Genomic DNA, 13265 nt, shown 5'->3' on the forward strand with positions numbered 1-13265 from the left:
TCAGACCTCCACCGGGATCTTGTTCCAGCCCCATTGGAAGCTGGACGGCAACCGGGTCGCTGCGTGGGCCTGGATCGCGTAGTCCGGCACCCGGCGGAGCCATTCTTGCAGCAGCACATCGATTTCCAGCCGGGCCAGGTGGTAACCGATGCAGAAGTGCTGGCCGCGACCGAACGCCAGCGAGCGGCGGATGGGCCGGTTCCAGACGAACTCGTCGGGCTGTTCGTACTCCCGCTCGTCGCGGTTGGCCGACGCCAGCAGGGTGATGACCCGCTGGCCGGGCCGGATCGTCTCGCCGTGAATGGTGAAGGGTTTCCGCGCCGTTCGGGCGAACCATTGCGCGGGCGCGCAGAACCGGATCATCTCCTCCCGCGCGATCGGCACGTTGGCGCGTGCGTCGGCGCGCACCGCGGCGAGCTGGTCGGGCCGCCGGGACAGTTCCCACAGCCCGTGCGCGACGATCTTCGGCACGGTCTCGGTCCCACCGATGAAGATGCACAGCATCTGCGTCGCGGCCTCGACGTCGGACAGCGCGCTGCCGTCGGGCAGTCGGTAGCCGAGCAGGCCGTCGACGACGGGCAGCGCGTCGCCGGACGGGTCGCTGCGGCGACGCTGCACGGACGGCACGAGGTATTCCAGATAGTTCGGCCGGGCCTCGGCGACCTCGACCCCGACGCCGGGCTCGGCGAGGCTGCCGGCGTTGACCGTGGCCAGCACCTGCGGCGCGAGATCGGTTGGGATGCCGAGCAGTTCGCACACGATCGAGGCGACCACGACGCCGCCGTAGTCCTGGGTCAGGTCGAACGAACCCCGCGGCAGCAGCAGGTCGAGCCGTTCGTTGGCCAGCGCGCGGATCCGGTCCCGCAGCCCGGCGACGGCCCGGGGCCGCAGCGGCTGGGTGTGGGCGCGACGGATCTCGCCGTACAGGCCGGCGTCGAACACCGCGTGGAACGGCAGCGGATGCAGCGGCGGGTCGGCGACCGGCCCGTCGTTGTGCTCGGCCAACACCGATGCCGCGGGCAGCGTCCCCTCGGAGGCGACGAACGTGCCGTCGTTCACCTCCAGCACCCGCCAGATGTCGTCGAAGCGGGACAGCGCGTAGGTGTCCCACTGCGGCATGTAGTACAGCGGGTGCTCGTCGCGCAGGATTCGGTAGTACGGCAACGGGTTTGCCATCACTTCCGCATCGAACGGATCGTACGAAAAGCTCACTGCAGCGGCGAGGGCGGTAGGGCCTGCAGGATCGAGTCCTCCCAGCCGTCGCGCAGCGCGGGCGCGACGCTCATCCAGGTGACGATCTCGGCGGGCGGGCTGTCCTTCCACGAGGGGTAGTGGTTGGCGAAGCATTCCCAGCCGCCGTCGAGCGCCCAGTAGTGGATGACCTCGTTGTAGCGGAATGTCGTGGTGAACGAGCCCAGCCAGCGCTTGCCCGTGCGCTCCGACCACGGCACGTAGAGCCGCTCCAGCTCGCGGATGTAGTCGTCCTGGCGTCCGGGCTTGGTCTGCATGATCTCCTGAATCACCAGCGGCGCAGCGAAATTGGCCTCGCGCAGCTGGGCCAGCGTCTTGTTGCTGGGTCCGGGGTACATGATCCGCCCCTCCCCCGAGGCGCCGATGTCGGCCAGGAACGCCGACCACTTTCCGGCCGCGGCCTCGTGACTGCCGCCGCGTGCCTGCGCCGCCCCGATCCTGGCGTAGTCGGCGAAGGCGTCGATCTCCCAGATGATCGTCACCTGCGGCCAGTGGCCGTTGTAGGGGGTGGATTCCCAGATCGCGAACAGCCGGGCGCCGAGGTCGGCCATCATCGGCTGGTAGGTGTCGGTGAAGACTTCGGTGAATCGATCGCTGCGTCCGGAGCCGAGCGAGATCGTCTCGTGCAGATACAGCAGCGTATGGCCGTAGTACTTCTTCATGGTCTAGTCGAGCCGCGAACGGGTGTTGCACAGCAGCGGCTCGGTGGGATCGACCGGCGCGCACGGGATCCCGGCCGCCGCGAGGGCGTGGCCCTTGAACGTGCGCGCCGCCGCGCTCAGCACGTGCTGCGCCCTGGTCATCGCGCGATTGACTCCCAGCGGCCACCCGTCGCCCCACAACGCGACTTCGGTCAAGCCGTTGTCCAGCGACTCGAGCACCCGCTCGCGCACCCGTTCATCCGCGGCGAACGCCTCGGCGCCGACGGCCAGGCCCTGGCTCGTCGGGCCCGCCAACTGCGCCCCCAGCTCCGCCGTCGCCACCCCGAGGATCCGCAGCGGCCGCGGGTCGCAGCCGCGCGGCAGCGCCGCGGTCACCTCCCACCCGGCCATCACCCGGTCGTAAAGCCAGCCCCCGGCCGATTGCACGACGTCGGCCCCGCCGGCCGCCACGACGTCCAATCGATAGCGGAGGCACTCGCCGTCCGCTCGGCCCGCCCGCGCGGCGCCGATCCGGCTGCTCTCGCCGATGTATGCAGTGACCATCAATCCGTTCCTCGCCGACTCAACGGACAGCCTTACACTTCGACGTAAATTTGTAAAGGTTCGGTGCCGGCTCAGGGCCGGCGGCGCGCCTCGAGTTCGGCCAGGATCTCGTCGGTGTGCTGGCCGAGTTCCGGTGCCGCGGAACGCGGTGCCCACGGCGTGCCATGGAAATCCGCCGGCGTCGCCACCATCGGCACGCCGGATTGGTCGCCCGGGACGTCGACGATCGCGCCGGCGGCGTGGAACTGCTCGTCGGCGACGACGTCCTCGATGCTGTTGACGGGCGACCAGAAGAAGTCGGGTTCCTTCGCGAAGATCTCGGCCCATTCGTCGAGCGATTTGGTCGCGAAGATCGCGTCCAACTCCGCGATGAGCGCCACCCCGTTGACGGCGCGGGCGCGGGCATCGCCGAATCGGGGATCGTCGAGCCACTCGGGGTGGCCGACGGCGCGGCACAGCGGGGGCCAGTGCCGGTCGCCCTCGAGGCCGACGATCCAGAACCGGCGGCCGTCGCCGGCGGTGTAGTTGTTCATGCACGGGTTGCCCATGGTTTCGCGTTGCCCGATCGCGATCGGCTGGCCGGTCATCAGGTAGGTGTTGATGTCGAAGCTGACGGTGTAGGCGCCCTGGCGGTACAGCGACGTGGTCACCAGCTGGCCGGTTCCGGTGCGTTCGCGGGCGAGCAGCGCCGCGCAGATGGCGGCGGCCAGGGTCATGCCGGCCGAATGGTCCCCCATGCCGCCCCGCTGGAACGGCGGGGTGTCGCCCGGCCGGGTGAGCAGGTGCGCGACGCCGGCGCGCGACCAGAACGCCGCGACGTCGTAGGCGGCGCGCTCGGCGTCGGGCCCGGTTTCGCCGTACCCGGTGATCAGGCCGTACACCAGGCGGGGGTTGTGGGCGGAGACCGGCTCGAAGTCGAGGCCCAGCCGTCGCAGCGCGCCCGGGCGTACGTTGGTCACGAAAACGTCTGCGCCCGCGAGCAATTCGAACGCGGTGTGGTGTCCCGCTTCGGTGGCGAGGTCCAACACGATGCTGCGCTTGGAGCGGTTGTCCATCTCGAACGGCGGGTTGACCCCGAGATCGCAGCCCAGCATCCGGCCGAACATGCGCCCCGGATCACCGCTCGGCGACTCGATCTTGACGACGTCGGCGCCCCAGTCCGCCAGGATGCCGCCGGCGGCCGGCCCGGCCACCCAGACTCCGAGCTCGACGACCTTGATGCCTTCCACCGGTCCCGCCATGGGTTACTTCTTACTCCGTGCCGCCGGAGCCCCTCACAGCGTCCAATTGATTGTGAAATCATGGCGCAGCACCAAGTCGACGAGTATGTCGGTCCGATCCGCGAGCACCCACGACTCTGTCGTCAATGCTTCATGGGAGAAGAACGCGTAATTGGTTGAGGTTTGGGGCGTGGTTCGTGAGCGGTACACGATTGCATCGAGGTCGGGCCACCAGCGTCGAGCGGCGTCGGCCAGCTGCTGACACCTCTTCCAAACCTGGTTCTTCTGCCCGGTGCTGATCTGATCGTCGACGTCAAGGGCGTCAAGGTTTCGCTGGGTCCTGAGGTCCAGGACCCGCAACGGTCGCGCAGCCACGAGCCTGATCAGGTAATGCGACGCGTGATCGGCGGGGACGGTCCGGCCGCTGTCTCGATAGCGTTCGCGGAAGGCGCCCGCACAGGCGGTGGCGGCATAGCGGGTACGAAAACCGCCTGACGCTGGATCGAACCTATAGCGAGGCTCGGCAAATCCGCCCCAATTCCAGTCGGCGGGTTCAGCGCCGTCAACCCGCCAAATTTCGGCGCCCGCGCGAACAATTCGACTGGCAAGGCCGACGGGGCGGTCGAACGGGAGCGAGCCCCGATATCCAGCCGGAAGGCTAGGCACCGACGGCGATCAGCAGCTGCCGCGCAGTCCTTGCGGTCTTCTTGCGACGCAGCGCCTGCGAGATCGACGCACCCGCCAAGTCGTCACGCTTGATGCGCATGATTCGATCGCCCACAACGGGATCGGACGTGAACCGTCCGAGCAGCTCGAGGATTTCGGGTAAATCTGAACGCAATCGATCGGACTCGAACTGCCAGGCCGGGAACCACGTGTTGTTGCCGACGGTCAAGCCAAGGAGTTGGCCGCGCCGGCGAAGCTGGTGGATCGCCTGAGGTGAGTCGTATCCCAGGCGGGATTGGGCGTCTCGCGTCGAGATCGCGCCCTCGAGGAAATCGCTCATCAGACCGCTGCGGCGCTCGTCGTTGAGCTTGCGGGCGGCGACTCGTTCCAGCTGTTCTCTCGGCGCCGTCGGCGCGTCGAGTAGGTCCTCGAGGAGCTCGGCGAAATCGGGATCGCGTCGAGCTCTTTCCTCGACTTGGCTGACAAGCAGGGCGACTGGAGGCATACAGCCATCGTACGTCGGTGCTTACAATTGAAACAATTGTAACAAGCCGCCGGGTTGTGCCGAGCAAGTACGATTGGGGCGATCGCGCGGGAACCTTAGGAGGATCGCCATGAGTCTGGTAGCCGGACGTGGTCCGCTCAGCGGCGATCCCGCCGGGCGGTTCATTCCGCCGCTGCCCGCCGACGTGGTGTACATCGAGCCACATCCGCGGCGCGTGCAGGCCCTACGCAACGGGCGCCCGGTGATCGACACCGAGCGGGCGCTGCTGGTGCACCGGCGCGGTCATCCGCTCAGCTACGTCTTCCCGGTCGACGAGGTCGGCGACCTGGCAGGCGAACCCGAGCCGGAGGCGCCGGGCTTCGTCCACGTGCCGTGGGGCGCCGTGGACACCTGGGTCGAGGAGGGCCGCAAACTCGTTCACTACCCGCCGAATCCGTACCACCGCGTCGACTGCCGACCGACGAAGCGTCGCCTGCGCGTCGCGGTTGCCGGCACCACGCTGGTGGACACGGACGACACGGTGATCCTCTTCGAGACCGCGCTGCCGCCGCGGCTCTACGTCGACCCCGGGCACGTGCGCACCGACCTGCTGCGACGGTCGGAGACCTCGAGCTACTGCAACTACAAGGGCTTTGCGACGTATTGGTCCGTCGGCGCCATCGAAGACGTCGCCTGGAGCTACGAGGATCCGCCCCCGGAAAGCCTTCCCATCAAAGGGTTTTTCAGCTTCGACGACGCCCGCGCCGACGTCGTCGCCGAGCTGCCACCCACCTAGCCCCGCGAAACTGTATTCCACTACGCATCGCCCGAGTAGCGGCGTCGGTAGTTACAGTCTCGCGGAAAGCCTGACAACGTCAGGAGTAGCTCGGGCGCCCGAGCTTGAGCGCGTGCTGGGCGATCATGTTGCGGAACACCTCGAGGGTGCCGCCGTAGATCCCGAGCGGCAGCGCCAGCCGGTAAAGGTGTTCCGCGGCGCCGTCGGAGGCGGAGCCGGGGGCGTCGGCGGGCAGCGCCGACGCCGTTCCCAGGATGTCCATCAAATCGGGGGAGATGTCGCGCATCGTCTGCGCGATCGCGACGCGCCCGAACATCCCGGGCGTGGACAGCGCCGCCTCCATCCGCGCGACGGCCCGCCCGAGCCGATACTTCACCGACTCGTCGTCCACCTGGGCGACGAGCGCCGCGACGGTGTCGACCACCTCGGCCATCAGGTCGCCGTGAGCCGCCATCGCCGCAACGTATTGCAGCCCATGGTCTTCGGGGTCGACCATGCCGTGCTCGGAGTCCAGCGCCGCGCGCATCACCGTCCAGCCGCCGTTGACCTCGCCGATGCGGTAGAGGTCGTCGACGCGAACGTCGCTGTAGTAGACGATGTTGGTGCGGTCGCCGTCCAGGGTGCGGATGGGTTGGATCTCGATGCCCGGCGAGTCGAGCGGCACCAGGAACATGGTCAGGTTCTTGTGTTTGGGGCCCTGCGGGTCGGTGTTGGTGAGCAGGAAGACGTACCGGGCGTTCTGCGCGTTCGACGTGAACATCTTGGAGCCATTGATGATCCAGCTCGATCCCTCGCGCACGGCCCGGGTCTTGCAGGTGGCCACGTCCGAGCCGCCCTCGGGTTCGGTGTAGCCCAGGCACAGCCGGATGTCGCCGGACAGCACGCCGGGCACGACCCTGTCGGCGAGCTCGGGCGCGCCGAATTGCTGCACCAGCCGCGCGACGACCGAGGTGGTGCCCCAGTGGTACCAGGGCGTGTGGGCGCGGGCGATCTCGAGCGCAAAGATGCGCCGGCGCACCGGGCTGAACCCGCCCTCGGACTCCGACTTCCAATCCGCGGCCAGGTATCCGGCTTCGCCCAGCGCCAGATGCACTCGCTCGTCGAAGTTTTCGCCGAGTTCGCGCTGGCGGCGCAGCACGTCGTCGGTGACGTGCTTGGCGATGAATGCCCGGGTCTCGTCGAGGAACGCCTGGTCCTCGGGGCTGAGTTCGACGTGTGAGAAGTCCATCTAGAGCGCGTCGATCACGAGGGTTCGGAAACGCTCGAGGGTGTCGAGCGCGTGCGCCATGCTGTCGCCGGGCAGGCCGACGCTGACCCAGGTCACCCCGATTTTGGCGAGCCTTTCCAGGCCGTCGAGGTAAGCGTCGGCGTTGAATTCGTCGCCGGCCGGGCTGCCGCCATCGAAGTTGGTGAAGGTGATGTCGATCGCGGACCAGTCCCGGCCGGCCGCGTCGCAGCGGCGCCGCAGGTCCTCGATGCCGTCGGTGAGGCGCTGCACCGAATCGATGACGGCGGTGCCGGCCGTCTGCGCCAGCTGTGGCGGGGCCGGGAACGGGCACCACCCGTCGCCGTACTGCGCGACCCGCTGCCGGGACGCCGTGGTGTTACCGCCGATCCAGATCGGCGGGCTGCTGACCGGCCGGGGATGCGCGGTGATGCCGCGCGCGCTGAAATGCCTTCCCTCAAACGAGATGTCGTCGGTGGTCCAGATCGCCCGGATCACCTGCAGCGCCTCCTCGAACAGCTCCGCGCGCTCGTCGTAGCTGACACCCAGCGCCGCGAACTCGCGCTTGAGGTAACCCACGCCGACCGCGAGCGTGAACCGGCCACCGGAGAGCAGATCGAGCGTGGCGCCGGACTTGGCCACCACGAACGGGTTTCGGTAGGGCAGCACCACGATGTTGGGGATCAGCCGCAGCGTCGTCGTCGTCGCCGCCGCGAAACCCAGTGCGACAAAAGGATCCAGCGCGTCGTGCCCACCGGCCTCCAGCCATCGCTGCGACGGCGCCGGATGGTCGGTGAACCCGAAGCCGTGAATCCCCGCCGCCTCGGTGGCCGCCGCCACCTTCCCGATGCCGTCCCCGCTCGCCAGCTCCGGGTTGTACGGATGGCTGTGCATCGGGTGCGTGATGGTGAAGCGCATGGCGGTCAGAATCGCGCGCGCGAGTCGATCGCCGTGTCGCTGGTGCGCAGCGGGCGGATCAGCGCCTCCTGCGCGAACGAGCACAGCAGCTCGCCCTCCTCCGAATGCACGGTGCCGCGCACGTACGACATTCCCGCGCCGACCTGGGTGCTCTCGTGCGTGTACAGCAGCCACCCGTCCCAACGCACCGGCTCGTGGAACGCGACCGAGATGCTCATCGGCGCGGTGGACACCGTCAGGTGCGCCTGGGCGGTGCCGATGCCCGGGTGCGCCCGCATGGTGGTCGAAATGCCAAGGTGCCCGGTGAAATACGCGAGGAGCGCCTTGGCCAGGTCGTCGCGCGTCGGGATCGGGTCGTAGCGCAGCCACGCGTAGAGCTCCGGCGGGCCGACCTCGTCGGGGCTGTTGACGTCGACCACGTCGACCAGGCGCAGTTCGCGGCCGACCATCGGCATCTCGGACACGTTTGCGTCGGCGGGCGCGGCGACGTCGGGCCGCGGCAGGTGGTGACGGATGACGTCGGCGGTCGGGACGTCGGCCAGCACCGTGATGCTCAGGCAGCGCCGGCCGTTCTGATGCACCGCGACCACCGCGGTGGCGGTGGACCGGCCCTCGGCGACGACGTCGAGGACGAGCTCGATGGGCGGGCCGACGGCGACGGCGCGGGAGAACACCGCGTGCGCCGAGCGCACCGACTTGTCCGGAAATCGCTTGGCCACCGCGACGATCGCCTGGGCGAGCACCTGGGTGCCCTCGACCACCTGCCGCTCGTCGCCGACGGCGATGCCGGTGTCGCCGGTGAACCGGTCCTGCCCGTCGGCCCGCACGTCGAACAGGTCCAGCAGGCCCTGCACCGTCCACTCGGTCTGCTGAGATTCCTCGGAAACCTTGCTCAAAGCGCACTCCACCTCTCGCTAGCAGCTCACGGCTCAGCGTGACACTTTGAGTAGGATTTGTAAAGGTGGGCTAACAATGCGCGGGCGCGGCAAATTGACACCGGTACCCGCGGTGCGTGACACTTTTGCGGTGTTTTGTAAAGGCATGGGCGGATGATCCCCGAGCCGGTCGCCAACGGCTTCTGCTTCGGCGAGGGCCCGCGCTGGTTCGAGGGCCTGCTGTGGTTCTCCGACATGCTGGGCGAGGCCGTGCACACGTCGACCATGGGCGGCTCGTTGACCACGCTGCCGCTGCCCGGTCACTCGCCGTCCGGGCTGGGCTTCCGGCCCGACGGGTCGCTGCTGATCGCCTCGACCGAAGACCGCCGGGTGCTGTGCTACGACGGCGAGACCGTCGTGACCATCGCCGATCTGAGCGACATCACCCCGGCCAACCTCGGTGACATGGTCGTCGACGATGCCGGGCGCGCCTACATCGGGTCGCAGGCCTTCTCCGGCGGGGTGATCGTCCGCCTCGACCCCGACGGCGGCGCCGCCGTCGTCGCCAAGGACCTCGACTTCCCCAACGGGATGGTCATCACGCCGGACCGCAAGACGCTGATCGTCGCCGAGTCGGTCGGCCGGCGGTTGACCGCGTTCACCATCGGCGAGGACGGCGCGCTGCACGACCGCCGGACCTTCGCCGACGGCCTCGACGGCCCACCCGACGGCATCGCGCTGGACGCCGACGGCGCGGTGTGGACGTCGATGACGCTGGCCCACCAGTTCGAGCGGGTCACCGAGGGCGGCGCGGTGACCGACCGCATCGACATGGGCGAGCGTGTCGCCATCGCCTGCGCGCTCGGCGGCCCTGAGCGCCGCACGCTGTTCCTGCTGTCGAGCATCGACGCGTATCCCCAGCGCCTGGCCGGCACCCGGCTCTCCCGGCTGGACGCCGTCACGGTGACCACCCCCGGCGCCGGCCTGCCCTGACACCCGAAAGGTGGACGATGACCGACTCCTACTACGAGCTCATCGACCCGGCCGGCGCGCTGGGCGAGAAGTTCGGTGCCACCGACCTGGCGCGCGGCACCTGGTCGGCCGCGATACAGCACGGCGGGCCGGTGTCGGCGCTGCTGGTCCGGGCGCTGGAGCGGTGTGAGCGGCGCGACGACACCCGGCTGTCGCGGGTCGTCATCGACCTGCTGGGCGGGGTGCCGGCGGAGGGCGACCTGTGGGTCACCTCGCGGGTGCTGCGCGGCGGCAAGCAGATCGAGCTGGTCGGCGCCGAGCTGCTGGCCCCCGGCCCCGATGGCGAGCCGCGGCCGGTGGCGCGCGCCAGCGGCTGGCGGTTGCAGCACCACGACACCGAGGCGGTGGCGCATTCCCCGGCGCCCCTGCCCCGGCCCCGGACCGAGGCCCGCAGCCGCGACATGAAGCCGCTGGATTGGGACCGCAACTACGTGCACAGCCTGGACTGGCTGTGGCTCACCGAGCCGTTGTGCGAAGGCCCCGGCGAATCCTGGATCAAGCCGACCGTGGACCTCGTCAAGGGTGAGACCATGACGCCGCTGGAGCGACTGTTCGCGGTGGCCGACTGTGCCAACGGCATCGGCAGCAAGTTGGACATCAGCAAGTGGACGTTCGTCAACACCGACCTGGCCGTGCACGTGTTCCGCGTTCCCGACGGCGACTGGATCGGCATTCGCGCGGAGACCAGCTACGGGCCCGACGGCGTCGGCACGACGGTCGGCACGCTCTTCGACGAGCGGGGCGCGGTCGGCGCCATCCAGCAGGCGGTGCTGGTGCGCCGGCGGCCCAAGCGGTCCTGACCCGGAGCAGAAATCGTGACACCTCGGCAATACTTCGTAAAGTTTGAGATATGACCGTTCCGGCTGCGGCGACCGACGCCGACACCTCGACGCGCCAGCGGATCCTGCTGGCGACCGCCGAGGTGCTCGGCCGCAACGGCAAGACGAAGCTCAGCCTGTCCGAGGTCGCCGCGCAGGCCGGCGTGTCGCGCCCCACGCTGTACCGCTGGTTCGCCTCCAAAGAGGAGCTGCTGTCCGCGTTCTCGCAATACGAGCGGCAGCTGTTCGAAAGCGGTTTGGTCAAGGCCACCGCGGGCCTCAAGGGCGTCGACAAGCTCGACGCCGTGCTGCGCTTCATCGTGGAGTACCAGCATTCGTACTCCGGGGTGCGCATGGTCGACGTCGAACCCGAGCACACCATCGCCCAGTTCTCCCGCGTCATCCCGCAGATGCGCGACGGCCTGCAGCGGCACCTTCCCGGCCCCAACGCCGCCGTCAAGGCGGCGACGGTGATCCGGATCGCCATCTCGCACTACATCGTGCGCAGCGACGACGCCGAGCAATTCCTGGCCCAGCTGCGTCACGCCGTCGGCATCAAGGGCAGCTAGTCCGTTTGCCGCGAGCGTGCGGGTTTGCACACGACACGCCGTGCGTATGCGTACAACTGCGCACGCTCGCGGCGAAGACGGATCAGTCGAAGAGCACCGCGGCGTTGAGGTAGCCGGTCGGGTCCAACGCCGCCTTGACCGTCCGCATCGCGGCGATGTCGGCTGCCTCCCTTGACATTCCGAGGTACGCGCGCTTGCGGCTGCCGACGCCGTGCTCGGAGCTGACGTTGCCGCCGCACTGCGCGATGAGTTCCATCATCGGCCCGTACAGCGCCGCCTCCCGCTCGGCCGGGCAGCGCAGCACATTGAGGTGCAGGTTGCCCTCGCCGATGTGGCCGAACAGCACCGGCAGCGCCTCGCGATCGGTCGCCGCGATCAGCGCGACCGACTCCCGGGCGAAGCCACCAATTGCCGCCAAGGGCAACGAAACGTCGAACTTCAGCGGCGGCCCGTACACGCCGAGCACCTCGGCGAGCGACTCGCGGACCCGCCACAACCGTTGCTGCGCGGCCACATCCACGCCCACCGCCGGCTCGCCGCACATCCGCACGCCGTCGAGCAGGCCGGCGAGCCGATCGGTCTGATCGTGGTCGGCGGCCAGCTCCACCAACAGCAGCCAGTCGCCGTCCACCGGCGCGCCGACCCCGAGGCGCTCGCCGGTCAGCGCGGCGGCGCGGCCGTCGATCAGCTCCAGCGCGGCGATCCCGTCCACGTCCCGAAACGCCCGGCCGGCCTCGACGAGCGGCTCGAGGTCGTCGAACCCGCACACCGCCGTCACCCGGTGCGACGGGGTGGGGTGCAGCTGAAGGTCCAGCGCGGTGATGACGCCGAGGGTGCCCTCGGCGCCGACGAACAGCGCCGGCAGGTCGTAGCCGGTGTTGTCGCGCCGCACCGCGCTGCGCCGGCGCAGCAGCGAGCCGTCGGGCAGCGCCACCTCCAGGCCGACGACCTGCTCGCCCATGTTGCCGTACCGGACCGTGCGCAGCCCGCCGGCGTTCGTCGAGGCCATGCCCCCGACGGTCGCGGTGTCCCGGGCCGCCAGGTCCACGCCAAACACCAAACCCGCTGCGGCAGAGGCGCTTTGGAGCGCGGCCAGGGTGGCGCCGGCGCCGACCGAGACGCGGCGCTCGACCGTGTCGACCTCGCCGACAGCACTCAGCCGCTCGGTGGACAGCAGCACGTCGTCGTGCTCGGGAACGGTTCCGGCCACCAGCGAGGTCCGGCCGCCCTGCACCGTGACGTGCGCCCCGGCGTCGCGGCACACCCGCAGCACCTCGGCGACCTGCTCGGCCGAGCCCGGCCGCACCAGCGCGCTGGCCCGGCCCCGGTAGCGCCCGGTGTGGTCGACGCTGCGGCCGGCCAGGACGTCGGGATCGGTGACGACGTGACTCGATCCGACCGCATCCGCCAGGCCGCGCAGCATGCTCGCGGTTATAGCACCGCCCTACAACTCCTTGTGCGGCACGTCGGTCACCAACCCGCCGTCCATCACGAACTCGCTGCCGGTCGTGTACGACGACTCGTCGCTGGCGAGGAACAGCACGAACGTGGACACCTCCCGCGCCTCGCCGGGGCGGCCCAGCGGCACGGTGACCATGTCCTCGGGCAGCTTCTCGGTCATCGGGGTGCGGATGAAGCCGGGGTGTATCGAGTTGACCCGAATGTTGAACGGCGCCAGCTCCAGCGCCGCCGACTTGGCCAGGCCGCGCACCGCCCATTTCGACGCGACGTAGGGGTGCACGGCCGGCGCGCCGCGCAGCCCCTCGATCGACGACACGTTGATGATCGAGCCGCCCCCGGCCGCGGTCATCGGGTCGACGGCCACCCGCATGCCCAGGAAAGTCCCGGTCAGGTTGACGTCGATGACCTTCTGCCACTTGCCCAGATCGAAATTCCGCAGCTGACCGAGCGCGACGATGCCAGCGTTGTTCACCAGCACGTCGAGCTTGCCGAATTCGCCGGTGGCCGTTGCGACCGCGGCGTCCCACTGGTCGGGCTGGGTGACGTCGAGGTGGACGTAGCGCGCCGACTCGCCGATTTCGTCGGCCAGCGCCTTGCCCTCGTCGTCGAGGATGTCGCCGATCACCACCTTGGCGCCCTCCTCCGCGAGCAGGCGGGCGTGCGACGCGCCCATCCCGCGGGCACCACCACTGATCAGTGCGACTTTGCCGTCTACCCGTCCCACGCGGGTCTCCTTTCGATTCGG

The 13265-nt window shown here is 69.4% G+C and carries 15 protein-coding genes; 4 read left to right on the forward strand and 11 right to left on the reverse strand.

From position 1 onward, the window contains the following. The 6 genes from AC5Y6X_RS15010 to AC5Y6X_RS15035 form a co-directional block, all read right to left on the reverse strand. Complete coding sequence (locus AC5Y6X_RS15010) at nt 1-1212, reverse strand: cytochrome P450 (protein ID WP_499987200.1); 1212 nt, start codon at nt 1210-1212, stop codon at nt 1-3. Then, nucleotides 1209-1913, reverse strand: a complete 705-nt coding sequence (locus tag AC5Y6X_RS15015; protein WP_499987204.1) for an NIPSNAP family protein — start codon at nt 1911-1913, stop codon at nt 1209-1211. Before AC5Y6X_RS15015 ends, AC5Y6X_RS15010 begins: the two co-directional genes overlap by 4 nt. 3 nt (nt 1914-1916) lie before the next feature. Continuing rightward, nucleotides 1917-2456, reverse strand: coding sequence for a hypothetical protein (locus tag AC5Y6X_RS15020; RefSeq protein WP_499987206.1), 540 nt, complete (start codon nt 2454-2456; stop codon nt 1917-1919). A gap of 71 nt (nt 2457-2527) precedes the next feature. Beyond that, nucleotides 2528-3697, reverse strand: coding sequence for a CaiB/BaiF CoA transferase family protein (locus tag AC5Y6X_RS15025; RefSeq protein WP_499987207.1), 1170 nt, complete (start codon nt 3695-3697; stop codon nt 2528-2530). Nucleotides 3698-3730: 33 nt separating this feature from the next. Next, nucleotides 3731-4342, reverse strand: coding sequence for an RES family NAD+ phosphorylase (locus AC5Y6X_RS15030; RefSeq protein ID WP_499987208.1), 612 nt, complete (start codon nt 4340-4342; stop codon nt 3731-3733). Further along, nucleotides 4335-4847, reverse strand: coding sequence for a hypothetical protein (locus AC5Y6X_RS15035; protein ID WP_499987210.1), 513 nt, complete (start codon nt 4845-4847; stop codon nt 4335-4337). Before AC5Y6X_RS15035 ends, AC5Y6X_RS15030 begins: the two co-directional genes overlap by 8 nt. Before the next feature lie 109 nt (nt 4848-4956). Here AC5Y6X_RS15035 and AC5Y6X_RS15040 point away from each other — a divergent pair, with 109 nt between their 5' ends. After that, nucleotides 4957-5622, forward strand: a complete 666-nt coding sequence (locus tag AC5Y6X_RS15040; protein ID WP_499987211.1) for a DUF427 domain-containing protein — start codon at nt 4957-4959, stop codon at nt 5620-5622. A gap of 79 nt (nt 5623-5701) precedes the next feature. On the opposite strand, the gene AC5Y6X_RS15045 is transcribed toward AC5Y6X_RS15040, so the two are convergent. Genes AC5Y6X_RS15045 through AC5Y6X_RS15055 form a run of 3 tightly spaced genes read right to left on the reverse strand, consistent with a single transcriptional unit; the run spans nt 5702 to nt 8673 of the window. Further along, nucleotides 5702-6850, reverse strand: coding sequence for an acyl-CoA dehydrogenase family protein (locus AC5Y6X_RS15045; protein ID WP_499987213.1), 1149 nt, complete (start codon nt 6848-6850; stop codon nt 5702-5704). Next, nucleotides 6851-7765: an LLM class F420-dependent oxidoreductase gene (locus AC5Y6X_RS15050; protein ID WP_499987215.1), complete on the reverse strand. Its 915-nt coding sequence runs from the start codon at nt 7763-7765 to the stop codon at nt 6851-6853. Between the two features lie 5 nt (nt 7766-7770). Continuing rightward, nucleotides 7771-8673, reverse strand: coding sequence for an acyl-CoA thioesterase (locus AC5Y6X_RS15055; protein ID WP_499987217.1), 903 nt, complete (start codon nt 8671-8673; stop codon nt 7771-7773). A 141-nt stretch (nt 8674-8814) separates the two neighbouring features. Here AC5Y6X_RS15055 and AC5Y6X_RS15060 point away from each other — a divergent pair, with 141 nt between their 5' ends. Genes AC5Y6X_RS15060 through AC5Y6X_RS15070 form a run of 3 tightly spaced genes read left to right on the forward strand, consistent with a single transcriptional unit; the run spans nt 8815 to nt 11059 of the window. Continuing rightward, complete coding sequence (locus AC5Y6X_RS15060; RefSeq protein WP_499987218.1) at nt 8815-9633, forward strand: SMP-30/gluconolactonase/LRE family protein; 819 nt, start codon at nt 8815-8817, stop codon at nt 9631-9633. Nucleotides 9634-9650: 17 nt separating this feature from the next. Next, complete coding sequence (locus AC5Y6X_RS15065) at nt 9651-10472, forward strand: thioesterase family protein (protein WP_499987220.1); 822 nt, start codon at nt 9651-9653, stop codon at nt 10470-10472. A gap of 50 nt (nt 10473-10522) precedes the next feature. Further along, the gene (locus tag AC5Y6X_RS15070) at nt 10523-11059 is read left to right on the forward strand and encodes a TetR/AcrR family transcriptional regulator (protein WP_324675334.1); all 537 of its coding nucleotides are present in this window, start codon (nt 10523-10525) and stop codon (nt 11057-11059) included. Between the two features lie 82 nt (nt 11060-11141). On the opposite strand, the gene AC5Y6X_RS15075 is transcribed toward AC5Y6X_RS15070, so the two are convergent. Together AC5Y6X_RS15075 and AC5Y6X_RS15080 are read right to left on the reverse strand one after the other, a co-directional pair. Beyond that, entirely contained in the window at nt 11142-12482 is a 1341-nt protein-coding gene (locus AC5Y6X_RS15075; RefSeq protein WP_499987222.1) for an FAD-binding oxidoreductase, read from the reverse strand. A gap of 21 nt (nt 12483-12503) precedes the next feature. Next, a complete protein-coding gene (locus tag AC5Y6X_RS15080) occupies nt 12504-13244 on the reverse strand; it encodes a glucose 1-dehydrogenase (RefSeq protein WP_499987223.1) in 741 nt (246 codons plus the stop codon). Nucleotides 13245-13265 lie beyond the last annotated feature (21 nt).

The sequence above is a fragment of the Mycobacterium sp. NGS26 genome, assembly GCF_059813025.1.